The organism is Vagococcus sp. WN89Y (assembly GCF_052220145.1).
GTDB lineage: Bacteria > Pseudomonadota > Gammaproteobacteria > Enterobacterales > Enterobacteriaceae > Kosakonia.
Window position 1 is genome coordinate 40,753 of the sequence record NZ_JBQPOM010000018.1, and the last position, 23,557, is coordinate 64,309.

Annotated in this window: 23 protein-coding genes; 16 read left to right on the forward strand and 7 right to left on the reverse strand. The window is 54.8% G+C overall.

What is annotated here, in order from left to right:
* The first annotated feature begins 143 nt into the window (after positions 1–143).
* Positions 144–254, forward strand: coding sequence for a manganase accumulation protein MntS (gene mntS / locus ACTU3N_RS06115; RefSeq protein ID WP_443085357.1), 111 nt, complete (start codon positions 144–146; stop codon positions 252–254).
* Between the two features lie 267 nt (positions 255–521).
* Entirely contained in the window at positions 522–2,108 is a 1,587-nt protein-coding gene (locus ACTU3N_RS06120; RefSeq protein ID WP_443085252.1) for a phosphoethanolamine transferase, read from the forward strand.
* A gap of 54 nt (positions 2,109–2,162) precedes the next feature.
* On the opposite strand, the gene ompX is transcribed toward ACTU3N_RS06120, so the two are convergent.
* Positions 2,163–2,678 (reverse strand): outer membrane protein OmpX, encoded by a 516-nt coding sequence (ompX, locus tag ACTU3N_RS06125; protein ID WP_443085253.1) that lies wholly within the window; start codon positions 2,676–2,678, stop codon positions 2,163–2,165.
* Between the two features lie 350 nt (positions 2,679–3,028).
* Between ompX and rhtA the strand changes: the two genes are divergently transcribed.
* A complete protein-coding gene (rhtA, locus tag ACTU3N_RS06130; protein ID WP_443085254.1) occupies positions 3,029–3,916 on the forward strand; it encodes a threonine/homoserine exporter RhtA in 888 nt (295 codons plus the stop codon).
* Between the two features lie 300 nt (positions 3,917–4,216).
* The gene (gene dps, locus ACTU3N_RS06135) at positions 4,217–4,720 is read left to right on the forward strand and encodes a DNA starvation/stationary phase protection protein Dps (protein ID WP_443085255.1); all 504 of its coding nucleotides are present in this window, start codon (positions 4,217–4,219) and stop codon (positions 4,718–4,720) included.
* 106 nt (positions 4,721–4,826) lie between these two features.
* Here dps and ACTU3N_RS06140 read toward each other — a convergent pair whose 3' ends face one another.
* Positions 4,827–5,030, reverse strand: coding sequence for a hypothetical protein (locus ACTU3N_RS06140; protein ID WP_443085256.1), 204 nt, complete (start codon positions 5,028–5,030; stop codon positions 4,827–4,829).
* 51 nt (positions 5,031–5,081) lie between these two features.
* On the opposite strand from ACTU3N_RS06140, the gene glnH reads away from it, so the two are divergent.
* The 4 genes from glnH to ybiO all read left to right on the forward strand — a co-directional run bounded on the left by glnH (position 5,082) and on the right by ybiO (position 9,686).
* Complete coding sequence (glnH, locus tag ACTU3N_RS06145) at positions 5,082–5,828, forward strand: glutamine ABC transporter substrate-binding protein GlnH (protein WP_443085257.1); 747 nt, start codon at positions 5,082–5,084, stop codon at positions 5,826–5,828.
* A 130-nt stretch (positions 5,829–5,958) separates the two neighbouring features.
* A complete protein-coding gene (glnP, locus tag ACTU3N_RS06150) occupies positions 5,959–6,618 on the forward strand; it encodes a glutamine ABC transporter permease GlnP (protein ID WP_443085258.1) in 660 nt (219 codons plus the stop codon).
* Positions 6,615–7,337 carry a glutamine ABC transporter ATP-binding protein GlnQ gene (gene glnQ, locus ACTU3N_RS06155; RefSeq protein ID WP_443085259.1) on the forward strand — a complete coding sequence of 241 codons (723 nt, stop codon included), beginning with the start codon at positions 6,615–6,617 and terminating at the stop codon, positions 7,335–7,337. Before glnP ends, glnQ begins: the two co-directional genes overlap by 4 nt.
* Positions 7,338–7,454: 117 nt before the next feature.
* Positions 7,455–9,686, forward strand: coding sequence for a mechanosensitive channel protein (ybiO, locus tag ACTU3N_RS06160; protein WP_443085260.1), 2,232 nt, complete (start codon positions 7,455–7,457; stop codon positions 9,684–9,686).
* Here ybiO and rlmF read toward each other — a convergent pair.
* Positions 9,676–10,608: a 23S rRNA (adenine(1618)-N(6))-methyltransferase RlmF gene (gene rlmF, locus ACTU3N_RS06165; protein WP_443085261.1), complete on the reverse strand. Its 933-nt coding sequence runs from the start codon at positions 10,606–10,608 to the stop codon at positions 9,676–9,678. The two genes, ybiO and rlmF, sit on opposite strands and share 11 nt — an antisense overlap.
* Positions 10,609–10,703: 95 nt before the next feature.
* Between rlmF and ACTU3N_RS06170 the strand changes: the two genes are divergently transcribed.
* The 3 genes from ACTU3N_RS06170 to ybiJ all read left to right on the forward strand — a co-directional run bounded on the left by ACTU3N_RS06170 (position 10,704) and on the right by ybiJ (position 12,188).
* Complete coding sequence (locus tag ACTU3N_RS06170) at positions 10,704–11,318, forward strand: flavin reductase family protein (RefSeq protein ID WP_443085262.1); 615 nt, start codon at positions 10,704–10,706, stop codon at positions 11,316–11,318.
* A gap of 74 nt (positions 11,319–11,392) precedes the next feature.
* Positions 11,393–11,659 (forward strand): DksA/TraR family C4-type zinc finger protein, encoded by a 267-nt coding sequence (locus tag ACTU3N_RS06175; protein ID WP_443085263.1) that lies wholly within the window; start codon positions 11,393–11,395, stop codon positions 11,657–11,659.
* Between the two features lie 268 nt (positions 11,660–11,927).
* Positions 11,928–12,188, forward strand: coding sequence for a DUF1471 family protein YbiJ (gene ybiJ, locus ACTU3N_RS06180; RefSeq protein WP_443085264.1), 261 nt, complete (start codon positions 11,928–11,930; stop codon positions 12,186–12,188).
* A gap of 117 nt (positions 12,189–12,305) precedes the next feature.
* Here the strand turns inward: ybiJ and ybiB are convergent, their stop codons facing one another.
* From ybiB to rhlE, 3 genes are all read right to left on the reverse strand, one after another.
* Entirely contained in the window at positions 12,306–13,268 is a 963-nt protein-coding gene (gene ybiB, locus ACTU3N_RS06185) for a DNA-binding protein YbiB (RefSeq protein WP_443085265.1), read from the reverse strand.
* A 94-nt stretch (positions 13,269–13,362) separates the two neighbouring features.
* Positions 13,363–15,519 carry an ATP-dependent DNA helicase DinG gene (gene dinG / locus ACTU3N_RS06190; RefSeq protein WP_443085266.1) on the reverse strand — a complete coding sequence of 719 codons (2,157 nt, stop codon included), beginning with the start codon at positions 15,517–15,519 and terminating at the stop codon, positions 13,363–13,365.
* A 239-nt stretch (positions 15,520–15,758) separates the two neighbouring features.
* Complete coding sequence (gene rhlE / locus ACTU3N_RS06195; RefSeq protein ID WP_443085267.1) at positions 15,759–17,141, reverse strand: ATP-dependent RNA helicase RhlE; 1,383 nt, start codon at positions 17,139–17,141, stop codon at positions 15,759–15,761.
* Positions 17,142–17,413: 272 nt separating this feature from the next.
* Here rhlE and cecR point away from each other — a divergent pair, with 272 nt between their 5' ends.
* Genes cecR through ACTU3N_RS06220 form a run of 5 tightly spaced genes read left to right on the forward strand, consistent with a single transcriptional unit; the run spans position 17,414 to position 23,054 of the window.
* Complete coding sequence (gene cecR / locus ACTU3N_RS06200; RefSeq protein ID WP_443085268.1) at positions 17,414–18,091, forward strand: transcriptional regulator CecR; 678 nt, start codon at positions 17,414–17,416, stop codon at positions 18,089–18,091.
* Positions 18,088–19,083 carry a secretion protein HlyD gene (gene hlyD / locus ACTU3N_RS06205; RefSeq protein WP_443085269.1) on the forward strand — a complete coding sequence of 332 codons (996 nt, stop codon included), beginning with the start codon at positions 18,088–18,090 and terminating at the stop codon, positions 19,081–19,083. Before cecR ends, hlyD begins: the two co-directional genes overlap by 4 nt.
* A complete protein-coding gene (locus ACTU3N_RS06210; protein WP_443085270.1) occupies positions 19,076–20,815 on the forward strand; it encodes an ATP-binding cassette domain-containing protein in 1,740 nt (579 codons plus the stop codon). The genes hlyD and ACTU3N_RS06210 overlap by 8 nt, the downstream gene beginning before the upstream one ends.
* Complete coding sequence (locus tag ACTU3N_RS06215) at positions 20,805–21,938, forward strand: ABC transporter permease (protein ID WP_443085271.1); 1,134 nt, start codon at positions 20,805–20,807, stop codon at positions 21,936–21,938. The genes ACTU3N_RS06210 and ACTU3N_RS06215 overlap by 11 nt, the downstream gene beginning before the upstream one ends.
* Positions 21,939–21,947: 9 nt before the next feature.
* On the forward strand, positions 21,948–23,054 hold the full coding sequence (locus tag ACTU3N_RS06220) for an ABC transporter permease (protein WP_443085272.1): 1,107 nt from the start codon (positions 21,948–21,950) through the stop codon (positions 23,052–23,054).
* A 2-nt stretch (positions 23,055–23,056) separates the two neighbouring features.
* Here the strand turns inward: ACTU3N_RS06220 and ACTU3N_RS06225 are convergent, their stop codons facing one another.
* The gene (locus tag ACTU3N_RS06225) at positions 23,057–23,494 is read right to left on the reverse strand and encodes a YbhQ family protein (RefSeq protein ID WP_443085273.1); all 438 of its coding nucleotides are present in this window, start codon (positions 23,492–23,494) and stop codon (positions 23,057–23,059) included.
* Positions 23,495–23,557: the final 63 nt, after the last annotated feature.

Sequence of the window (23,557 nt, forward strand, 5' to 3'; positions counted from 1 at the left end):
CGTGATGCAGTACAAAAATTTACCTTCTTAGCCGTAGCTATAAAATATAGCCTGTGCTATATCTGTATGTAATGTGTTCTCCTTTCACGGACTGAAGGGGCGTAAATCAGAAGGAGATTACGATGAATGAGTTCAAGAGGTGTATGCGCGTGTTTAGTCACTCTCCCTTTAAAGTCCGTTTAATGCTGCTGAATATGTTGTGCGATATCATCAACGGCAAGCCGCAGCAAAATAACGACAAGCCCACCCATTAATGCGGCGTCGCGGTACGCCGCTTCATTTTTTTCCCTCATGCTGCCTGGTCTTATCCAAAATTCGCCGCTTTTTGCTGAAATTGTAATCACTCTCGCAAAACAACTGCTTAGCAAGTGTTGATCTTCATTGCGCCTCGCTCTATCGTTGCGCTGCCCTGCACCATTGCGGCTCGCTGAAGCGGACCACTCCTCTCTCCATACGCACTGTCCGGCAGGTTTTGGCCCTTCACGCCAGGGTTTCCACATGGCGGTTCGTGATAGTGACTGATGAGTTTACTAATTAAAGAAACCCTTGCCGCACGCGGCCAGGCGCTGAGTCCGTGGCTCGGCTTTTATTTTCTGCAAGCGATCCTGATTCATTGCGCGCTGGGCTACCCGTTTAGCCTGCTTTATACGGTGGCCTTTACCTGCCTGCTGAACCTGCTGTGGCGCCATGCCCCGCGCGCGCATAAGCTCCTGAACGGTGCCTGTTCATTGGTGGCAGCGCTCTATTTTCCCTTTGCCCAGGCCTATGGCGCGCCGAACTTTAATACCCTGCTCGCTCTGCACTCCACCAGCATGGAAGAGTCAGCGGAGATCATCACCATCTTCCCCTGGTATCATTACGTTATCGGTGTGTTTATTTTTGCCCTCGGTGTTGTGGCCGTGCGGCGTAAAGCAGTGGAAAAAAGCGCGTGGGGCAAAGGCGATTCTCTGGCGGCACTGTTTTGTGTGGCGCTTTTTTTCGTCACTCCGCTGCAAAATAAATTTCACGGCGGTACGTTTGCGCTTAAAGACAGCGGCTATCCGGTGTTCCGTTTTGTCAAAGATACGCTGGTGAACAATCAGGAAGTGATGGATGAGCAGGCGCGTATGAGCGCGCTGGCGCAAATGAAAGATAGCTGGAACGTGCTGGCGGTAAAGCCCAGGTATCACACTTATGTTGTGGTTATCGGTGAGAGCGTGCGCCGCGATGCGGTCGGGGCATTTGGCGGTCACTGGAATAACACGCCGTTTGCCAGCCAGGTCAACGGTAATTTATTCGTTGATTACATTGCCGCCAGCGGCTCTACACAGAAATCGCTCGGCCTGACCTTAAACCGCGTGGTGGATGGCCAACCGCAGTTTCAGGATAATTTTGTCACGCTGGCAAACCGCGCCGGGTTTCAGACCTGGTGGTTCTCTAACCAGGGGCAGCTTGGCGAGTACGACACGGCGATTGCCAGTATCGCAAAACGTGCTGATGAAGTTCAGTTTCTGAAAAGCGGTGATTTCGAAGCGGATAAAAATACCCGCGATGAGGAGCTTTTAAAAATGACGGCGCAGGTTTTTGCCACCACCCGCACGCAGCCGCAGCTTATTGTGCTGCACTTGATGGGCTCGCACCCGCAAGCCTGCGATCGCACCGGCGGCAAATACAGCGAGTTTGTACAGTCGAAAGAGACCTCCTGCTACCTCTATTCCATCACCCAGACGGATGAATTGCTCGGCAAACTCTATTCCCAGCTTCTCAATACCGGCGACAGTTTCTCAATGGTCTATTTTGCCGATCATGGCCTGGCGTTCAAAGAACGCGGCAAGGAAGTGCAATATCTGGCGCATGATGACCATTTTCAGCAGAACTTCCAGGTGCCGTTTATGGTGATTTCCAGCGATGATAAGAAACACCGGTTGATTAAGGCGCGCCGTTCAGCGAATGATTTCCTGCACTTTTTCTCTCAGTGGACGGGGATCACGGCCAGTCAAATTAAAAATACCTACCGTTTTATTTCTGACAAAAAGGCCGGGCCGGTTTACGTGACCAACTTTAAATTAAAGAAAGTGGACTATAACCACCTGGCGACCGATCTCTTCGATACCCGCAACCGTCGTTAAACGACAGGCAAAAAAAATCCGCCCGGTGGGCGGATTTTTCCATCGCAGAAGCGATTAGAAGCGGTAACCAACACCGGCAATCCAGGTGCCAACGTCAACGTGACGGATGCGGCTCTGCTCATAAGAGAAGTCCAGAGCAACGTTTTCCATCGGGTTGAACTGCAGGCCAGCACCGTAAGAGAAACCGTAGTCGCTGGTATCGGAACGGTTAACAACGTCCTCAGTCTGCTGGAATTTACCGTAACCCACACCCACTACGCCGTAGATGCTAGCCCAGTCGTTAATGCGGAAAGCAGGACCTGCGGTGATACCGTAGTACTGTCCTTTGTTATAGATACCGTCGTTAGAGGTACGGGATTTTTCAGTGTAAGTAAAGGAACCGATAACACCCAGTGGGTTGTTGTCCTGCTCGTAGCGGTACTTCAGGTTGAAACCACTGTTTTTGTTGGAGATGCCCTGAGCATCGCTCTGTGCGTAACCACCAGAAACGGTGGAAGTCGCTGCTACTGCAGTACCTGCGGAAACCGCCAGAACAGCGGCCAGTGCTGAAAGACATGCAATTTTTTTCATAATCCACCTCAAATGTGCTTCAAGTAAATCCTACGTCCTACGAAATAAATATATCAAAAAACGTTACGAAACTCTTTCGATGAAAAGATGTCTAATGGCCCATTTCATGTAACAGAACATTTCCACCACTGAACAACTCTTTCATTAAAAACGTTTTTTGCGGAATAACACACTATTATGATAGTTCATTTTCGGCATCTTCATCCGGAATATTCCTAAAATAACGGTGAATAAACCAACAGTTGTTATTTATTGTAGCCGCTTTCGTTCAACAAACACTAAACCGTCAAAGGCTATTTCAGATAGACTGAGCGCTTTACTTGCCTTGACATAAATTGACAGGAGAGAGGATGCCAGGCGTATCCCATAAGTTACCGGTATGGCTACCGGTGGTCATTTTGCTCGTTGCCATGGTTTCAATTCAGGGGGGCGCATCGCTGGCGAAATCACTTTTCCCGCTGGTCGGCGCACCCGGCGTTACCGCGCTGCGTCTGGCGCTAGGTACGCTTATCCTGGCTGTCATATTTAAACCCTGGCGCCTGCGTTTCACGCGCGTGCAGCGCCTGCCGCTGCTGTTTTACGGCCTGTCGCTTGGCGGCATGAATTATATGTTCTATCTCTCCATTCAGACGATTCCGCTGGGTGTTGCCGTCGCCCTGGAATTTACCGGCCCGCTGGCCGTCGCCCTTTTTTCTTCTCGCCGCCCGGTGGATTTTATCTGGGTCATTCTGACGGTATTGGGGCTGTGGTACCTGCTGCCGCTGGGCGATAACGTCTCACATGTGGATTTAACCGGGGCCGCGCTGGCGCTGGGCGCGGGGGCGTGCTGGGCGATTTACATTCTGACCGGGCAGCGCGCGGGCGCAGAACATGGCCCGGCAACGGTCGCGTTCGGTTCGCTAATCGCCGCGGTGATTTTTGTCCCCATTGGCGCCCTGCAGGCAGGGGAACTGCTCTGGCACTGGTCTATCCTGCCGCTGGGAGTTGCCATTGCCATCCTCTCTACCGCGCTGCCTTACTCGCTGGAAATGGTTGCTCTGACGCGTTTACCCACCCGGACCTTCGGCACGTTAATGAGTATGGAACCGGCGATGGCGGCACTGTCCGGGATGATATTCCTCGGTGAAACCTTGTCATTGCAGCAGGTGCTGGCATTGATGGCGATTATTATTGCCTCTATGGGATCGACTCTGACGCTGAGCCGTGAAAGTAAAATTAAAGAAGTCGATATCGGTTAATAATTATTATTCAGCATGAGTTGTCTCTTATGCTGAATATTAATGCAATGTCCCTGTCATTATTTCTTACCTTTCCCAACACTCCGTATTAAATATCCACATGAACAGTCACAGCAATCTTCTTTATTAAGAATTATCTTTTTATTCATGCCATTACCTTGCGCTGCCAGAAAGGCCTTCCTATATTTCTATGTATGCTATCGAACTGATAGGCACAGCCAAAAGTGCTGACAGAAATTCTGGTGCTATACTTAGTTCCGGTATTTACCTGGGACACAAAACATCAAGAGGATATGAATTATGAGTACCGCAAAACTGGTTAAATCAAAAGCGTCTAATCTGCTTTATACCCGCAACGATGTATCGGATAGCGATAAAAAAGCGACCGTTGAATTGCTGAATCGCCAGGTGGTCCAGTTCACTGACCTGTCGTTGATTACCAAACAGGCTCACTGGAATATGCGCGGTGCGAACTTTATTGCCGTACATGAAATGCTGGATCAGTTCCGTACCTCGCTGATTGATCATCTGGACACCATGGCAGAACGTGCCGTGCAGCTGGGTGGAGTGGCGCTGGGCACAACGCAGGTCGTTAACAGCAAAACGCCGCTTAAAAGCTACCCGCTGGATATTCACAGCGTTCAGGATCACCTGAAAGAGCTGGCGGATCGTTATGCTGTCGTGGCAAATGATGTGCGTAAAGCCATCAGCGAAGCAAAAGATGAAGACACCGCAGATATCTTTACCGCGGCATCCCGCGACCTGGATCAATTCCTGTGGTTTATCGAATCTAACATTGAATAATGTATAAGTATTCGTTCTGACTCCCTCGCCGCTCGCGGGGGAGCTTGCACTTTTATGGTGCGCCCGTCCGCTATCCCCCGCTACATAAGTTACCACTTCGTAACCATCACATCACAAAACTGTTAATAAGAGATTGTTTTCTGCGCGTCTTTTGCGCTAAATAAGAGCAAAACCAGCCAAAACGCGCCTGCGCACCAAAAGCGATCACCAATATGGTGCAAATGGCGGTTTGCGGTTCGCTTATTGTGCAACTGGTCAAAGCTTCGCCTTTACAAAACAATAGGTTGTAAACCTGGCATGATTTTTTCATACTGCGTTCATTCTCGCAGGGGTTCGTTCCCCGGATACAAAAGGAAAAGCTATGAAGTCTGCATTGAAATTTTCCCTGGCTGCACTCACCCTCGCCTTTGCTGTTTCTTCCCAGGCAGCTGACAAAAAGCTGGTTGTCGCAACCGATACTGCATTCGTTCCCTTCGAGTTCAAACAAGGTGATAAATACGTTGGTTTTGACGTAGACCTGTGGGCGGCCATCGCAAAAGAACTCAAACTGGATTACCAACTGAAGCCGATGGACTTCAGCGGCATCATTCCGGCGCTGCAAACGAAAAATATCGATCTGGCGCTGGCGGGTATTACCATTACGGATGAGCGCAAAAAAGCGATTGATTTCTCTGATGGTTACTACAAAAGCGGCCTGCTGGTGATGGTGAAAGCCAACAACAACGACGTAAAAAGCGTGAAAGATCTCGACGGCAAAGTGGTGGCGGTAAAAGGCGGCACCGGGTCAGTTGATTACGCAAAAGCAAACATCAAAACCAAAGATTTGCGCCAGTTCCCGAACATCGACAACGCCTACATGGAGCTGGGAACCAACCGTGCTGACGCCGTGCTGCACGATACGCCGAATATCCTCTACTTTATCAAAACCGCGGGCAACGGCCAGTTCAAAGCCGTGGGTGACTCGCTGGAAGCGCAGCAGTACGGTATCGCGTTCCCGAAAGGCAGCGACGAGCTGCGTGAAAAAGTGAACGGCGCGCTGAAAACGCTGCGCGACAACGGTACTTACGACGAAATCTATAAAAAATGGTTCGGTACTGAACCTAAATAATTATTTATAACGAAGGCTTTATTATCGGGGGCCTGTTCGTCCCTGATTTCACCGCCATCAAACAGGCGTAAGAGCGCCTGAGAGATGGCGGGTTTTGCCACCACGGTCTACAGAAATACAGGAATACATCATGCAGTTTGACTGGAGCGCCATCTGGCCCGCCATTCCGCTTCTGCTGGAAGGGGCGAAAATGACGCTGTGGATCTCGGTCCTCGGCCTGGTTGGGGGTTTAATTATCGGCCTGATCGCCGGTTTCGCCCGCAGCTTCGGCGGTTGGATCAGTAACCACATCGCGCTGGTATTTATCGAAATTATCCGCGGTACGCCCATCGTTGTGCAGGTGATGTTTATCTACTTTGCCCTGCCGATGGCGTTTAATGATTTACGTATCGATCCCTTCACCGCGGCGGTCGTCACCATTATGATTAACTCCGGCGCTTATATTGCCGAAATCACCCGTGGTGCCGTGCTCTCCATCCATAAAGGCTTTCGTGAAGCGGGCCTCGCGCTGGGGCTGTCGCGCAGCGAAACCATCCGCCATGTGATTTTACCGCTGGCGCTGCGCCGGATGCTGCCGCCGCTGGGCAACCAGTGGATCATCAGTATTAAAGATACGTCGTTGTTTATTGTTATCGGCGTCGCCGAACTCACGCGTCAAGGTCAGGAAATTATCGCGGGCAACTTCCGCGCACTGGAAATCTGGAGCGCCGTTGCGGTTATCTATCTGATCATTACCCTGGTACTGAGCTTTATTCTGCGCCGTCTTGAAAGAAGGATGAAAATCCTGTGATTGAATTTAAAAATGTTTCCAAGCACTTTGGCCCAACCCAGGTGCTGCATAATATCGACCTGAATATTCAGCAGGGCGAAGTAGTGGTCATTATCGGGCCATCTGGTTCCGGCAAATCAACGCTGCTGCGCTGCATTAATAAGCTCGAAGAGATAACCAGCGGCGATCTGATTGTTGACGGTCTGAAGGTCAATGACCCGAAGGTTGACGAGCGCCTGATCCGCCAGGAAGCGGGCATGGTGTTTCAGCAGTTCTATCTGTTCCCGCACCTGACGGCGCTGGAAAACGTGATGTTCGGCCCTATCCGCGTACGCGGTGCGAAGAAGCAGGACGCCGAAAAACTGGCAAAAGAACTGCTGGCAAAAGTGGGTCTTGCGGAGCGTGCGCACCACTATCCTTCCGAGCTTTCCGGTGGTCAGCAACAGCGCGTTGCCATTGCCCGCGCGCTGGCGGTGAAGCCGAAAATGATGCTGTTTGATGAGCCAACCTCAGCGCTCGACCCGGAGCTGCGCCACGAAGTGTTAAAAGTGATGCAGGATCTGGCGGAAGAAGGGATGACGATGGTTATCGTCACCCACGAAATCGGCTTTGCCGAGAAAGTGGCATCCCGTCTGATTTTCATTGATAAAGGCCGCATTGCCGAAGATGGCAATCCGCAGCAGTTAATCGAAAATCCGCCCAGCCAGCGCCTGCAAGAGTTCCTGCAACACGTCTCCTGACGCGCATTCGCCCCTCCGCAGAGGGGCAATTCACCCTCAGATTTCTCCCATTTCCCGCCCGACGCTTCCCGGCATCTATACTTATAATTTTCCTCATCTTTCTCGCCGGAGTCATTTATGCCGTGGATACTGCTGCTCATTAGCCTGCTGTGCGCGCCGCTGCAGGCCGCTACGCTGCCCGGCATTACCCCTGCGGCGAGCGATGCAAATGCAGCTTCGCAAACAGAGCCTGGCGTCGAGCAAAAAAAAGCGGCCTATGCCGCGCTGGCGGATGTGCTGGAAAACGATGACTCGCGCAAAGAACTTATCGACCAGCTACGCAAAGTCGCGACCACGCCGCCGCAGGAGCCGGTCCCGGTTATCACCCCGCCGGAAATAAAAGAAGAGCAAACCGTACTGGAAAAAGTGACCGAGGTAAGTGGTTACTATGGCGAGGAGCTGGCGGCGCGCTTCGCTCAGCTCTATCGCAACATCACCGGTTCGCCGCATAAACCGTTTAATCCACAGACCTTTATGAATGCCGCCGGTCACTTTTTATTGCTGGCGGCGCTGGTGTTTGCCTTCTGGTTATTAATACGTTTAGCGATGTTGCCGCTGTATCGCAAAATGGGGGCCTGGGGACGGCGCAAAAATCGTGACCGCAGTAACTGGCTGCAATTACCGGCGATGATTATTAGCGCCTTATTGATTGACCTGATGCTGCTGGCGCTGACCCTGTTTGTCGGCCAGGTACTCAGCAACCGACTTAACGCAGGCAACCACACGATAGCTTTTCAGCAAAGCCTGTTCCTGAGCGCTTTTGCTGTTATTGAGTTTTTCAAAATCATCCTGCGGCTTATCTTTTGCCCGCACGTTGCGGATCTGCGCCCGTTTCGCATTACCGATAAGACCGCCCGTTACTGGCACTTCCGCCTGAGCGCATTGAGCAGCCTGATTGGTTATGGCCTGCTGGTTGCCGTTCCGATTATCTCAAACCAGGTGAATGTGCAGTTCGGCGCGCTGGCAAACGTGGTGATTATGCTGTGCATCACCGTCTGGGCGCTGTTTCTTATCTTTCATAACAAAAAGGCGATTTCGGAAAATCTTAATCATCTGGCGAATAATTCGCTGGCGTTTTTCAGCCTGTTTATCCATGCATTCAGCCTTATCTGGCACTGGCTCGCCAGCGCGTACTTTATTGTGCTGTTTTTCTTTTCGTTGTTCGATCCGGGCAACAGCCTGAAATTTATGATGGGCGCCTCGGTGAAGAGCCTTGCGATATTAAGCATCGCAGCCTTTATTTCTGGCGTGCTGTCCCGCTGGCTCAATAAAACCATCACCCTATCACCGCAGGTGCAGCGTAACTATCCTGAGTTACAAAAACGCCTGAACGGCTGGCTGTCGGCGGCGCTGAAAACCGCACGCATCCTGACGGTGTGCACCACGGTGCTGCTGCTGCTCAATGCATGGGGGCTGTTTGATTTCTGGAACTGGCTGAATAACGGCGCGGGAGAGAAAACCGTCGATATCTTGATCCGTATCGCACTGATCCTGTTCTTCTCAGCGGTCGGCTGGACACTGCTCGCCAGCATTATCGAAAACCGCCTGGCATCGGACATTCACGGTCGCCCGCTGCCCAGCGCGCGTACCCGCACTTTGCTGACACTGTTTCGTAACGCGCTGGCGGTGATTATCAGCACCATTACGGTGATGATTGTGCTCTCGGAAATTGGCGTCAATATCGCGCCGCTGCTGGCGGGGGCCGGTGCGCTGGGTCTGGCGATTTCCTTTGGCTCGCAAACCCTGGTAAAAGATATTATTACCGGCATATTTATTCAGTTTGAGAATGGGATGAACACCGGCGATCTGGTGACCATCGGCCCGCTGACCGGCACCGTCGAGCGCATGTCGATTCGCTCGGTGGGCGTGCGCCAGGACACCGGCGCGTACCATATTATCCCCTGGTCATCCATCACTACGTTTGCCAACTTTGTCCGCGGTATCGGTTCGGTGGTGGCAAACTATGATGTCGATCGTCACGAAGATACGGACAAAGCGAATCAGGCGCTGAAAGACGCGGTGGCGGAGATGATGGAAAATGAAGAGATCCGTGGGCTGGTTATCGGTGAACCGTCATTTGTCGGCATTGTCGGGCTGACCAATACCGCCTTCACGCTGCGCGTGACATTCACCACCCTGCCGCTGAAACAGTGGACGGTACGCTTTGCACTCGACAGCATGGTGAAAAAACATTTCGATCTCGCCAGCGTGCGCGCCCCGGTGCAAACGTATCAGATGATCCCTGCACCGGGCAGCAACAGCGCAGCACCGTCCACGCCACCGGACGGGCCGCAAGAACCTACTTTGTAAAACGTGTTTGCGCCCAGCGTTTACGTTGAGCGTCATCCAGAAAGGTCCAGGCAATAAAGCGGCTCTGTTTTTGCCCCTGGGCCATCTCTTTTTTGAGTACTTTTACCGCACCCACCTGGGTTAACGCACGATACAGCTCCGGCAGATTGTCGCCACGCGATACCAGCGAGGTGAACCACAGCACCTGGCGGGAAAATCGCTGGCTTTCCGCAATCATCTTGCTAATAAACGCAACCTCGCCACCTTCGCACCACAGCTCCTGCTGCTGGCCACCAAAGTTAAGCGCGCCGTTTGCCGCCAGCCCGAGGTTGCGCCGTTTGCGCTCGCTGCTCGCCTGCGCGCTTTGAACGGAGTCGTGAAACGGCGGATTACACAGGGTCGCGTCGTACAGTTCATTTTTATGAATGATGCCGGAGAAAATCGCCGCAGGATCTTTTTGCCGACGCAGGCGCACCGCGCGGCTCAGACCGGGGTTCGCATTAATAATCGCCTGCGCGCTGGCAAACGCCTCGTTGCTAATTTCGCTACCGGTAAAGCGCCAGCCATATTCATACGCGCCAATCAGCGGGTAGATACAGTTCGCCCCCGTCCCGATATCCAGCACGCTGGCATGCTTTGGGACAGTCTCGCTGTTTTCGGCCAGCACATCGGCCAGGTGGTGAATGTAATCAGCACGCCCCGGCACCGGCGGGCAGAGAAAACCTTGCGGAATATCCCAGTGCTGCACGCCGTAAAAGTGCGCCAGCAGCGCTTTATTGAGCGCTTTTACCGCCTGCGGATTAGCAAAATCAATCGTTGCTTCCCCGTTCGGGTTGCTAATAAGAAAATCCTGCAAAAAGGGATTGACGGTCGTTAACGTGTCGAGATCGTAGCGACTCTGGTGGCGGTTACGTGGGTGCAGACCCGGCTTCTGGGCTTTCATGACATTCTCCTGTTGGCAGCGGCGTAAGATACCCGTTGACGACGCTACGGTAAATAAGTGAGGCTAAAGATTCTTTATCGCAATCAGGATGTGTTATGTATTTTTACGAACCGGCAAAAGGTCACGGCCTGCCTCACGACCCGCTCAATGCAATCATTGGCCCACGGCCTATTGGCTGGATAGCATCGCTTGATGGCGAAGGGCGACGCAACCTTGCGCCGTACAGTTTCTTCAACTGCTTTAATTATCGCCCGCCGATTATCGGTTTTGCCAGCAGCGGCTGGAAAGACAGCGTGCAGAATATTAGCGAAACCAAAGAGTTCGTCTGGAATCTGACCACGCGCGATTTAGCCGAACGCATGAATGAAACCTCCGCATCGCTGCCACACGGAGAGGATGAGTTTGCCCGCGCCGGGCTGACACCGGTCGCCGGGCGCATCGTTAGCGCGCCGCGCGTGGCCGAAAGTCCGGTGAATTTTGAGTGCAGGCTTTCTCAGTGTATCCAGCTGGCCGCCGCAGACGGTGCGCTGATTGACAGCTGGCTGGTGCTCGGCGAGGTCGTTGCGGTGCATATTGATGAATCGCTGCTGGAAGGCGGTGTTTACCAGACGGCGAAAGCGCAGCCCGTGCTGCGCGCCGGTGGCCCGTCGGCTTATTACGGTATCAGCGACGCGCAGCGGTTTGATTTAATTCGCCCCGATAACCGTTAAAGCAAATCGTGCCGGATGGCTGCACTATCCGGCCTGAGCGGCTAAAATAGAGGGAGACACAGAGGAGAAATCGTATGGCTTCCGGCTGGGCAAACGACGACGCGCTAAACGAGCAGATTAACAGTACGATTGAAGATGCGGTGGCGCGTGCGCGCAAAGGTCTGCCGCAGGGTGAGAGCCTGGAAACGTGCGAGGAGTGCGGAGAGCCTATCCCGTTAGCGCGCCGCAAAGCGATCCCCGGCGTGCGTTTGTGCATCAACTGCCAGCAGGAGAAAGATTTGCATAACGCCAGTTTCTCCGGCTATAACCGCCGGGGTTCGAAAGACAGCCAGTTGCGTTAATCCCCAGGCCGCCAGACTCTACGGCAAAGCAGGTATTTTTACCCCGGATGTGGCAATACGTGCCGATTTTTTTCTCGCCGCGACTCTTTTCACCCTGACGCGCTTTTTCTCACGCCATTCCTTTTAATTTCAACGCGTTAAAACTCATTCAAATTTTTTAATCAACGCTTTCAATTCTCTTAGATTTTATCTCCCGCCAAACCGCGCGATAGTAACCACATCGACGGAGTATCGCCAACAATATAGAATAACCTGCGAGATAACTGGTATGAAAACCATCAAATATGCTGTTTGTGCTATCGCTTTAACCACCCTCTCCTTTGGTGCCTTTGCGGCACACTCTGTGACACCGTTACAGGCCGAAAGCATGACGAAGATTGGCGTCGTGTCTGCGGATGGCGCAACCACGCTCGATGGCCTGGAGGCACGCCTGGCAAGTAAAGCAGCCCAGGCTGGCGCGAGCGGCTATCGTATCTCTTCCGCTGTTGGCAACAACAAGATGGAAGGCACTGCTGTTATCTACAAATAACGGCTCACAGCACCGTAGTTTTACCCCGGCAATTTAACCCTCTGCCGGGTCGCACCACCCTCATTGACCCGATTTACCCTTGTTTGCCCGTCCAGCCATGTGACGGGCATTTTTTTATCAAAAACTTTGCTCAACTTTAGCCAGACCGGCCTCCAGCGTTTCCGCAACATCAGTCGCCACCAGGCATGCCGCCAGCTGGATCTTCAGCGATTGCGGCACCGCTTCACGACCGCTAAGGCAATGCTCTGTCCAGCGCGCGGTGCTTTCAGCATCTTTTGCCACACCGTTTGCCACCTGTAACACATCCTCCTGACGCTGATACAGGATGCGCTCGCCCTGGCTATCAATCAGGTTTAACTGCGGGCAGCGCTGCGGGTTCGCGTAAACCTCCCCTTCCGTGCCGTGCATCAACAGCGCCCGCCCGCCGATATCGGCAAAAAACAGTGCCACTTTGCTGAGATACTCCGGATGCGAAACGCTCGACAATCGCAGCGCCGCGCCCTCCTCGAAAGGGGTAATCAGCTTCGCCAGCGTGTGCGCGCTGTTACGCACACCCATTCGCCAGCGCAGCGCCAGCTGGTTTTCCAGCGGCGGACACAGGGCGCGCACCGGCATAAACACCGGCTGATGTCCCTCAAGACGCGCCTGCGCCTGGCCTGCGTGCAGCGTGGGTTCAACGCCCAGCAGGGTAAAAATCGTTTCCGTCAAAACCCGCGTGGGATCTTCGCTCACGCCGTGCACCAGCACCGGAAAGCCAAGCTTGTTAAGTAGAATGGCCAGCAGCGGCGTGAGATTCGCCTGCCTGCGCGCGCCGTTATAGCTGGGGATAACTATCGGCATGGGCCTTGCGACCGGCGGCGTCAGGCGCAAGGTATGACTCTGTATCGCGTCGTAAAAGCCTCGCATTTCGGCTTCGCCTTCACCTTTAATACGCAGCGCTATCAAAATGCCGCCTAACTCCAGCTCAGGAACCTCGCCGTTCAGCATGCGGTTATACAGCTCGCGGGCGGTATCAGCGTCCAGGTCGCGGGCGTGGTTCTTGCCCCGGCCTATCTCTTTAATAATGGTGCGGTAATCCATAGCAACTCCTTGCAAGTTCAGGCGCTGTGATTGAGATCTATTTACTATAAGACACTGGCCGCATTGCCGGGTATTCGCCAGATTCACTTTGCGGCTACTTTTTTGTTTTCCCTCTTCCCCGCACCGGTTTTTTCACTTTTTTGCCCGGAACCACCTCCGGCATCGGTGGTTGGGAAATAGGAAAAACCGGCAGCGCATCGAGCAGACGCTTACCGTAGCTTTTCGTCAGCAGCCGCTTGTCATAAATCACCACTTCCCCACGGCAGCTGTGGCTGCGTATCAGACGCCCGACTTGTTGAATAAGGTTGAACGACGCGCTGGGCAGGCTCTGAACTTCAAAGGGGTAGCGGTGCAGGCTTTTTAACCACTCGCCTTCGGTGATCACCACCGGGCTGTCGATGGGAGGAAACGCAATTTTGTGGATGTGCACCTGCGTCAGGTAGTCTCCTTTTAAATCCAGCCCTTCGGCAAAGGATTGCAGACCCACCAGCACGCTGGGCTCACCGTTATCAATACGCTTGCGGTGCAGCTCCACCAGTTTATAGCGCGGCTGATCGCCCTGCACCAGCAGCAAGAGGCGCAAGTCGGTCACATAGGTTAAAAAGAGCTGCATTGCGCGCTGGCTGGCGAACAGCACCAGCATGCCCGGATGCGCTTTGCTGGCGACCTGCTCGCGAAACCAGGCCGCCATCTCAGCGATATGCAGCTCTTCATGCTCCATCAGCGGCTCGTAGCGCATCTGTGGGATAACGATTTTGCCCTGTCCCACATGATTGAACGGTGAGTCAAGGGCCACAAATCGGTCGCCTGCTTTCTCTTTAAGACCGCTCATCTCCTGCAAGCGCTGAAAACTGTTTAGCGAGCGCAAGGTCGCCGATGTCACCACAGTATGCGGCACGCTGCGCCACACCAGTTTCTCCAGCTGATCGCTGACGCGGATCCCCACACAGTGAAACAGCAAATGCAGCTGCCCTTCGCGCGCCTCGCGCGTGACCCATTTGGAGACCGGCGCGCCGGACGCCTGCGCCATCGATGCCAGCCGCCACAGCTTGCTCTGGCTTTCAAACATGCCCAGCGCGCGGTTCATTTGAAGAATAACGCGATGCAGACGCACAATATCGTGGCTGCCGGTCTTGTCACTCAGATCGTTTAAGAACAGTTCTGCCAGGCCGCGCAACATCTCGGTCAGCTTTGCCAGACGCACGCAGATAGCCATGATCTCTTCCGGCAGCTCACCCATCGTAAAGCGATGCTCAGCCTCCTGCCCGGCGGGCAGATAAAGATTCAGCATCGTATTGAGCGAGGAAATCAGTTCAAACAGCTCTTCGCAGTGGGCGTTCAGCCGCTCTGGCGTGGCGAGCGGCGGGAGGGTTTTGGGGCGGAATTGCTCAAGGCAGGTCGCCACCAGTTTGGTGAACAGATCAAGCTGCAAGCGATACCAGGACGCGGTAATTTCTGCGCTCATCTCCAGCGCATCACGCGCTACATCCGGCAAATGGTGGCCTTCATCCAGCACCAGCAGCAGGTTTTTCGGCTCCGGCAGCACCGCCTCGCTCTCCAGCGCCGCCATCACCAGCGCATGGTTTGCCACCACCACTTCCGCTTCCTGAATCTCGCGGCGCGCAACAAAGAACGGGCATTCACGGTAGTAATGACAGTTGCGGTTCAGGCAGCTGGTTTTATCGGTGCTAAGCCTTCGCCACAGCTCGTCGCTGATGGCTTTATCCGTGTGATCGCGCAGGCCATCCCATCTATAGCTATCAAGATCCGCTTTTAATGTTGCGCACTGCTTTTGCTCTTCCTGGCTACCGGGGGTCAGCTCATCATCGAGGAAGGCGAGTAAATCCTGCTGTGATGGCTCTGAGCTTGCCAGCGCCGCCAGATTGCGCGGGCAGACGTAGCGGCCACGACCAAAGGCGGCGGTGAAGCGCAAATCAGGAATGATTTTACGCAATAGCGGCAGGTCTTTACTGAAAATTTGGTCCTGCAGCGCGACGTTTGCCGTGCTGACGACCAGCGTCTTTTGCTCTTCCCGCGCGATAGCAATACCGGGGATCAGGTACGAGAGCGTCTTGCCAACACCGGTGGGCGCTTCAATCGCCAGATGCCGCCCTTCCTCCCCCGCCAGCGTTTTCGCGACTTCGGCAATCATCTGCCGCTGCGGAGCGCGGGGAATAAAGTCCGGGATCTGTTGTTGTAACGCCTTATACCAGGCGCCGATTTGCGCTTTCAGCGCGGCGGTAAGAGCCATGAAGAAACCTGAAATACTGTATAAACAGCCACTATTGTGGCACTTTTTAACGCCCGAGGGGTAATCTTTTTACGCTTCTGGAAACCTGCTCGTAAAAAGTAAAAGCACAGCCGAAGGACATCAGGAAGCCAACACGTAAGCTGCGTTTTTAACACAAGGTGAGTGGAAGTGGTGCTTCGGCCCACAGCAAACCGCACTGCGGGCGAAGGGAGCGCGCCAGAACCGGCACGCGTTAAGGTTTACTGCGAGGCGGCAGGTTTACGCGGACGACGACGACGGGCAGCATTACCCGCCGGTTTGCCTGCGTTATCGCGCGATGGAGGCGCGCCAGCGTCAGTCCGACGGCCACCGCCTTCATTACGACGCGGTGCTTTAGCGCCGTCGCCCTCATTACGGCGCGGTGCGGACTGGCCACGCCCGCCGCCCTGCCCGCGGCCACCGCGCTGCTGGCGACCGTTCTGAATAGGTTCCGCTTTAATCGACGGGTCAGGCTCGTAACCGTCAATAGCAATGCGCGGGATCTCTTTTTTCAGCAGTCGTTCGATATCGCGCAGCAGTTTGTGCTCATCCACGCAGACCAGCGACAACGCCTCGCCCGTCGCGGCAGCACGCCCGGTGCGCCCGATACGGTGAACGTAATCTTCCGGCACGTTCGGCAGCTCGTAGTTAACCACGTGCGGCAGTTCTTCAATATCCAGACCGCGCGCGGCGATATCGGTCGCCACCAGTACGCGAATATCACCGGATTTAAAATCGGCCAGCGCACGGGTACGCGCGCCCTGGCTCTTGTTGCCGTGAATAGCAGCGCTGGTGATGCCATCTTTATTAAGCTGCTCCGCCAGGTGGTTCGCGCCGTGCTTGGTGCGGGTAAAGACCAGCACCTGCTGCCAGTTACCCTGGCCAATCATTTGCGACAACAGTTCCCGCTTGCGCTTTTTATCGACAAAGTGCACATGCTGCGTGACCTGCTCAGAGGCGGTGTTGCGGCGCGCGACTTCGATTTCCAGCGGGTTACGCAGGAGTTTTTCCGCCAGTTGTTTGATCTCATCAGAGAAGGTGGCCGAAAACAGCAGGTTCTGGCGCTTCGCCGGAAGTTTTGCCAGCACGCGGCGAATATCGTGGATAAAGCCCATGTCCAGCATACGATCAGCTTCATCCAGCACGAGAATTTCGACGCTATCGAGCTTGAGCGCATTTTGATGCTCAAGATCCAGCAAACGGCCAGGGGTTGCAATCAGCACATCCACACCGCCGCGCAGCTTCATCATCTGCGGGTTAATGCTGACGCCGCCAAACACCACCAGCGAGCGAATGTTCAGGTATTTGCTGTACTCGCGCACGTTTTCGCCAACCTGCGCGGCCAGCTCACGGGTCGGCGTCAGGATCAGGGCGCGCACCGGGCGACGGCCTTTGGCATGCGGTTCGTTTTGAATTAAACGTTGCAGCAGCGGCAGCGTAAAACCGGCGGTTTTACCGGTGCCGGTCTGGGCGCTGGCCATCAGGTCGCGGCCTTCAAGTACCGCCGGGATAGCCTGCTGTTGAATAGGGGTCGGCTGAAGATAACCCTGCTCCGCTACCGCGCGCAGGATTTCTGAATTCAGGCCAAGGGCATCAAATGACATAACAACTCCGCACCGCCCCGACCTGTTACAGGTGTAGTTTTCAGGGAGATAATAATAGGACTACTGACAAAAACCACAATGTCATAAAGAGGCGGAGTGTATCAGCTTTTGTGATCGGGCGCATAAAATATCCCAACCGGATTCGTCTGCAATATAAAAAATTACCTGATCCCGCCCTCACCTGTTTTGTCATTTACATTTCCCCTACTGGACAAGCTTATTTTTCCGTCTTAAATTTAATCAATCGATTGATTAATTTTTGGCGGCGACTGATGCATACCCCCCCCACCACCAGTAAAGGCGAGCAAGCCCGCAGTCAGTTGATTGCCGCCGCCCTTGCGCAGTTCGGCGAGTACGGGCTGCATGCCACCACGCGGGATATCGCCGCGCAGGCCGGGCAGAACATCGCGGCGATTCCTTACTATTTCGGCTCGAAAGAAGACCTTTACCTCGCCTGTGCGCAGTGGATTGCGGATTTTATTCATGAGAATTTTCGCCCGTATGCCGAAGCGGCAGAAGCGCTGCTGGCCCATCACGAGCCGGATAAAACCGCTATCCGCGCGCTTATTCATCAGGCCTGTCAAAACATGATAATGCTGCTGACGCATGACGAGACGCTCAATATCAGCAAATTTATCTCCCGTGAGCAGCTCTCGCCCACGCGGGCCTACCAGCTGGTGCATGACTCGGTCATTGCGCCGCTGCATCACTATTTTACCGCCCTGCTTGCCGCCTATACCGGCCGGGACGCCAGCGATACACAAACCATCATTCATACCCATGCATTGATTGGCGAAATATTGGCCTTTCGCCTGGGCCGTGAAACCTTTTTACTGCGCGCCGGATGGACCGCTTTTGATAAAGACAAAGCCGCGCAAATTTACCAGGTCATTACCTGTCATATCGATCTTATCTTGCAAGGACTAACGCTCAGGAGTTCGGAGTCATGAAAAAACCTGTCGTCGCAGTGTTATTGCTCATCGTCGTGCTGATTGCAGCAGGCGGTGGCTGGATGTGGTATCACAGTCAACAGGCGGGAACGCTGACCCTGTATGGCAATGTGGATATTCGTACCGTCAATTTAAGCTTTCGCGTCGGGGGGCGGCTGGACACGCTTGATGTGGATGAAGGCGATGCGGTAACGCGCGGTCAGAAGCTGGGCGAAATCGATAAAGCACCGTATGAAAACGCCCTGCGTCAGGCGCAGGCGAATGTGCTGGCCGCGCAGGCGAAATATGATTTAGCCACCGCAGGTTATCGCGCGGAAGAAATAGCCCAGGCTGTTGCTGCGGTCAACCAGGCGCGCGCCGCTTACGACTATGCGCAAAACTTTTATCAGCGCCAGCAAGGGTTGTGGAAAACGCGGGTGATTTCTGCCAATGACCTGGAAAATGCGCGCTCGGCAAGGGATCAGGCGCAGGCGACGCTGAAATCCGCGCAGGATAAACTCACCCAGTTCCGCGCAGGCAATCGCCCGCAGGAAATCGAACAGGCGAAAGCCGGTCTTGAACAAGCCCAGGCCGCCCTGGCGCAAGCGCAGCTTGATTTGCATGACACCACGCTGCTCGCCCCTTCCCCCGGCACCATCCTGACGCGCGCCGTCGAACCTGGCACCCTGCTCAACGCGGGCAGCACGGTCTTTACCCTGTCCCTGACCCGCCCGGTCTGGGTGCGTGCCTATATTGATGAACGCAATTTGCAACAGGCCCAGCCCGGTCGGGCGGTGCTGCTTTATACCGATGGTCGCCCGAATAAGCCTTATCACGGTCAAATCGGTTTCGTCTCGCCCACGGCGGAATTCACGCCCAAAACGGTTGAAACGCCCGATCTGCGCACCGACCTGGTGTATCGCCTGCGCATTGTCGTGACGGATGCCGACGATGATTTGCGCCAGGGGATGCCGGTGACCGTGAGCTTTGACGGTGAGGCGCGGCATGAGTGAGTCAGCCATCCATTTGCGCGGGCTGGTTAAGCGTTTCCCCGGTATGGAAAAACCCGCCGTCGCACGGCTGGACTGTGAGATTCATGCTGGTTATGTCACCGGGCTGGTCGGGCCGGACGGCGCAGGCAAAACCACGCTGATGCGTATCCTCGCCGGGCTGATGAAGCCGGACGAGGGCAGCGCCAGCGTGCTCGGTCTGGACCCGGTGAAAAACGACAGCGAACTGCACGCCATGCTCGGCTATATGCCGCAAAAATTTGGCTTGTATGAAGACTTAACGGTGATGGAAAACCTCAACCTGTACGCCTCGTTGCGCAGCGTGACCGGTAAAAAGCGTGAGGAAACCTTCGCCCGCCTGCTGGAGTTTACCGCACTCGGCCCGTTTACCGGCAGGCTGGCGGGGAAACTCTCTGGCGGCATGAAGCAAAAACTGGGGCTGGCCTGCACGCTGGTGGGCGAGCCGAAAGTGCTGCTGCTTGATGAGCCAGGCGTGGGAGTCGACCCGATTTCCCGCCGGGAACTTTGGCAGATGGTGCATGAGCTGGCGGGTGAAGGCATGCTGATCCTCTGGAGCACCTCCTACCTTGATGAAGCAGAGCAGTGCCGCGATGTGCTGCTGATGAACGAAGGCGAGCTGCTCTATCAGGGCGAGCCGAAGGCACTGACCAACAGCATGGCCGGGCGCAGTTTTCTCGTGACCAGCCCGCAGGAGAATAACCGCCGCTTGCTGCGCCATCTTCTGCGCCAGCCCGACGTGAGCGACGGCATGATTCAGGGGCGCTCGGTGCGCACTATCCTGAAAAAAGGCGCGCAGGTGCAGGCGATACAACAGGCAAGCGGTATGCCTGCGCTGGAAATCGTCGCGACGGAGCCACGCTTTGAAGATGCGTTTATCGACCTGCTTGGCGGCGCGGGCACCTCTGAATCACCGCTTGGCGCCATCCTGCACACGGTGGAAGGCAGCAAGGACGAAACGGTCATCGAAGCCAAAGCGTTGACGAAAAAATTCGGTGATTTTGCGGCGACCGACCACGTGAATTTTGCCGTCAAACGCGGGGAAATATTCGGGCTGCTTGGCCCGAACGGCGCGGGGAAATCCACCACCTTTAAAATGATGTGCGGCCTGCTGGTGCCGACCGATGGCCAGGCGCTGGTGCTGAATATGGACCTGAAAGTCAGCTCCGGTAAAGCGCGGCAGCATCTGGGGTATATGGCGCAAAAATTCTCCCTTTACGGCAACCTGACCGTCGAGCAGAACCTGCGTTTTTTTTCCGGCGTGTACGGCCTGCGCGGCAAAGCTCAGCGTGAGAAAATCGCCCGCATGAGCGACGCCTTCGGGCTGAAAACCATCGCCAGCCATGCCACCGATGAACTGCCGCTGGGGTTTAAACAGCGCCTGGCGCTGGCCTGCTCATTGATGCACGAGCCGGATATTCTGTTTCTGGATGAGCCGACCTCTGGCGTCGATCCGTTAACGCGCCGCGAGTTCTGGCTGCATATCAATAGCATGGTGGAAAAAGGCGTGACCGTGATGGTCACCACGCACTTTATGGATGAAGCGGAGTACTGCGACCGCATTGGTCTGGTGTACCGGGGAAAATTAATCGCCAGCGGTACGCCGGATGATTTGAAAGCGCAGACCGCCGACGAGGCTCACCCGGACCCGACGATGGAACATGCATTTATCACTCTTATCCATAACTGGGATAAGGAGCATAGCGATGAGCGTTAAAGCCCTCTCCTGGCGGCGCGTGCGCGCGCTGTGCATCAAAGAGACGCGCCAGATCGTGCGCGATCCCAGTAGCTGGATGATAGCTGTGGTTATCCCGTTGCTGCTGCTGTTTATTTTCGGCTACGGCATCAACCTGGACTCCAGCAAACTGCGCGTCGGCGTGCTGCTGGAACAGCGCAGCGAAGAGGCGCTCGACTTTACCCATACGCTCACCGGTTCGCCTTTTATTGACGCAACGGTCAGTGATAACCGGCAACAATTGATTGAGATGATGCAGGCCGGGCGGATTCGCGGGCTGGTGGTGGTGCCGGTTAATTTTGCCGCGCAAATGGCGCGCCCGGATGATATCGCGCCGATTCAGGTGATCACCGATGGCAGCGAACCCAATACCGCCAACTTTGTGCAGGGTTATGTGCAGGGAATCTGGCAACTCTGGCAGCAGCAGCGCGCGGAAGATCGCGGTGAAACATTCGAACCGCTTATCGATGTGCAGACCCGTTACTGGTTTAACCCGGCGGCCATCAGCCAGCATTTTATTATTCCGGGCGCAGTCACCATTATTATGACGGTGATAGGCGCAATCCTCACCTCGCTGGTGGTGGCGCGCGAATGGGAGCGCGGCACGATGGAAGCGCTGCTCTCCACCGAAGTGACTCGTGCCGAGCTGCTATTGTGCAAGCTCATTCCTTATTACTTTCTCGGCATGCTGGCGATGCTGCTCTGTATGCTGGTCGCCGTGTTTATCCTCGGCGTACCGTTTCGCGGATCGCTGCTGTTACTGTTTTTAATAACCAGCCTCTTTTTACTCAGCACGCTGGGGATGGGCCTGCTTATCTCAACCATTACCCGCAATCAGTTTAACGCAGCGCAGGTGGCGCTCAACGCGGCGTTTCTGCCCTCGGTGATGCTCTCCGGTTTTATCTTTCAGATAGACAGCATGCCCGCGGTTATCCGCACGGTGACGTATCTTATCCCGGCGCGTTATTTCGTCAGCACGCTGCAAAGCCTGTTTCTGGCAGGCAATATTCCGGTGGTGCTGCTGGTCAATGTGCTGTTTCTGGTGGCCTCAGCGGTGATGTTTATCGGCCTGACGTGGCTGAAAACAAAGCGCAGACTGGATTAAGGAAAAGCCATGTTTTATCGTTTACTGACGCTCATTCGCAAAGAGTTGCAGTCGCTGTTACGCGAGCCGCAAACCCGTGCCATCATCATCCTGCCGGTGCTGATTCAGGTGTTGCTGTTCCCCTTTGCCGCGACGCTTGAAGTGACTAACGCCACCATTGCGATTTATGACGAAGACAACGGCGAGCATTCGGTGGAGCTGACGCAACGTTTTGCCCGCGCGAAATCGTTCACCCAGGTGCTGCTACTGAAAAGTCCGCATGAAATTCGCCCGACTATCGATACGCAAAAAGCGCTGCTGCTGGTGCGCTTTCCGCCTGATTTTTCCCGCAACCTCGACAGGCTGCAACCTGCGCCGCTGCAAATGATCCTTGACGGGCGCAACTCAAACAGCGCGCAAATTGCCGCCAACTACCTGCAACAAATCGTCAAAGATTATCAGCAGGAGCTGATTGCCGGGCAGGCAAAACCGAACAACAGCGAGCTGGTGATCCGCAACTGGTATAACCCCAACCTCGACTATAAATGGTTCGTGGTGCCGTCGTTGATAGCGATGATCACCACGATTGGCGTGATGATCGTGACCTCGCTGTCTGTGGCGCGTGAACGCGAGCAGGGCACGCTCGATCAGCTGCTGGTTTCCCCGCTGGCGACCTGGCAGATTTTTATCGGCAAAGCGGTGCCCGCCCTGATTGTCGCCACCTTTCAGGCCACGGTGGTGCTGGCGATTGGTATCCTTGCGTATAAGATCCCGTTCGCCGGTTCGCTGCTGCTGTTCTATTTCACAATGCTGGTGTACGGCCTGTCGCTGGTGGGGTTTGGCTTACTCATCTCGGCGCTCTGCTCAACGCAACAGCAGGCGTTTGTCGGCGTGTTTGTCTTTATGATGCCCGCCATATTGCTCTCAGGCTATGTGTCGCCGGTGGAGAATATGCCGGTCTGGCTGCAAAACCTGACCTGGGTTAACCCTATCCGGCACTTTACGGATATTACCAAGCAGATCTATCTGAAGGATGCGAGTTTTGCCATTGTCTGGCAGAGCCTGTGGCCGCTGTTGGTGATTACAGCGACTACCGGTTCCGTGGCGTATGCCATGTTCCGGCGCAAAGTCGCCTGAGCTTAGCGATGCTCGCGTGAGTTCGCGCTGCTGCGCCTGTGATGAAGCCCGAAGGATTCCGGCGGCAGTTTACGCTCTTTCGCCAGTAGCGAAATCACCGCCGGGCCGGCAAGGATAGCCAGCCCGACAATCGCCAGCAAAAAGTTATTTTGCAGCACCTTTGATAGCAGCCACAGCACGATTAGCGAGGCGCCAAAATACCAGGTGGTGGTCAGTTCTTCGAGCACATCGCCGACACCGCGCCAGCGCGCATCGTGGTGGCGCTGTAAAAAAAGCATCAGCAGTAGCGACACGCCATAAAGCACGCACAGCCCCAACCCCACGCGCACCAGCGTACCGCTCATCCAGCCCATCACTAACACCGCCACAATCAGCAGATGCAGCACTATCTGCCCGCAACTGAGGCCTGTGGTGTCGCGAACGTGTTGTTGCCATTTCATGGCTCGTCTCCTGGGGATATATCTCTTATGAAGAGTACGCACATTTACAGAAAATTCTGTAAC

What these genes read in the sequence shown, in the direction of transcription:
- mntS (WP_443085357.1), top strand. Translation starts at nt 144, where the DNA reads ATGCGCGTGTTTAGTCACTCTCCCTTTAAAGTCCGTTTAATGCTGCTG.
- ACTU3N_RS06120 (WP_443085252.1), top strand. Translation starts at nt 522, where the DNA reads ATGAGTTTACTAATTAAAGAAACCCTTGCCGCACGCGGCCAGGCGCTG.
- ompX (WP_443085253.1), bottom strand. Translation starts at nt 2,678, where the DNA reads ATGAAAAAAATTGCATGTCTTTCAGCACTGGCCGCTGTTCTGGCGGTT.
- rhtA (WP_443085254.1), top strand. Translation starts at nt 3,029, where the DNA reads ATGCCAGGCGTATCCCATAAGTTACCGGTATGGCTACCGGTGGTCATT.
- dps (WP_443085255.1), top strand. Translation starts at nt 4,217, where the DNA reads ATGAGTACCGCAAAACTGGTTAAATCAAAAGCGTCTAATCTGCTTTAT.
- ACTU3N_RS06140 (WP_443085256.1), bottom strand. Translation starts at nt 5,030, where the DNA reads ATGAAAAAATCATGCCAGGTTTACAACCTATTGTTTTGTAAAGGCGAA.
- glnH (WP_443085257.1), top strand. Translation starts at nt 5,082, where the DNA reads ATGAAGTCTGCATTGAAATTTTCCCTGGCTGCACTCACCCTCGCCTTT.
- glnP (WP_443085258.1), top strand. Translation starts at nt 5,959, where the DNA reads ATGCAGTTTGACTGGAGCGCCATCTGGCCCGCCATTCCGCTTCTGCTG.
- ybiO (WP_443085260.1), top strand. Translation starts at nt 7,455, where the DNA reads ATGCCGTGGATACTGCTGCTCATTAGCCTGCTGTGCGCGCCGCTGCAG.
- rlmF (WP_443085261.1), bottom strand. Translation starts at nt 10,608, where the DNA reads ATGAAAGCCCAGAAGCCGGGTCTGCACCCACGTAACCGCCACCAGAGT.
- ACTU3N_RS06170 (WP_443085262.1), top strand. Translation starts at nt 10,704, where the DNA reads ATGTATTTTTACGAACCGGCAAAAGGTCACGGCCTGCCTCACGACCCG.
- ACTU3N_RS06175 (WP_443085263.1), top strand. Translation starts at nt 11,393, where the DNA reads ATGGCTTCCGGCTGGGCAAACGACGACGCGCTAAACGAGCAGATTAAC.
- ybiJ (WP_443085264.1), top strand. Translation starts at nt 11,928, where the DNA reads ATGAAAACCATCAAATATGCTGTTTGTGCTATCGCTTTAACCACCCTC.
- ybiB (WP_443085265.1), bottom strand. Translation starts at nt 13,268, where the DNA reads ATGGATTACCGCACCATTATTAAAGAGATAGGCCGGGGCAAGAACCAC.
- dinG (WP_443085266.1), bottom strand. Translation starts at nt 15,519, where the DNA reads ATGGCTCTTACCGCCGCGCTGAAAGCGCAAATCGGCGCCTGGTATAAG.
- rhlE (WP_443085267.1), bottom strand. Translation starts at nt 17,141, where the DNA reads ATGTCATTTGATGCCCTTGGCCTGAATTCAGAAATCCTGCGCGCGGTA.
- cecR (WP_443085268.1), top strand. Translation starts at nt 17,414, where the DNA reads ATGCATACCCCCCCCACCACCAGTAAAGGCGAGCAAGCCCGCAGTCAG.
- hlyD (WP_443085269.1), top strand. Translation starts at nt 18,088, where the DNA reads ATGAAAAAACCTGTCGTCGCAGTGTTATTGCTCATCGTCGTGCTGATT.
- ACTU3N_RS06210 (WP_443085270.1), top strand. Translation starts at nt 19,076, where the DNA reads ATGAGTGAGTCAGCCATCCATTTGCGCGGGCTGGTTAAGCGTTTCCCC.
- ACTU3N_RS06215 (WP_443085271.1), top strand. Translation starts at nt 20,805, where the DNA reads ATGAGCGTTAAAGCCCTCTCCTGGCGGCGCGTGCGCGCGCTGTGCATC.
- ACTU3N_RS06220 (WP_443085272.1), top strand. Translation starts at nt 21,948, where the DNA reads ATGTTTTATCGTTTACTGACGCTCATTCGCAAAGAGTTGCAGTCGCTG.
- ACTU3N_RS06225 (WP_443085273.1), bottom strand. Translation starts at nt 23,494, where the DNA reads ATGAAATGGCAACAACACGTTCGCGACACCACAGGCCTCAGTTGCGGG.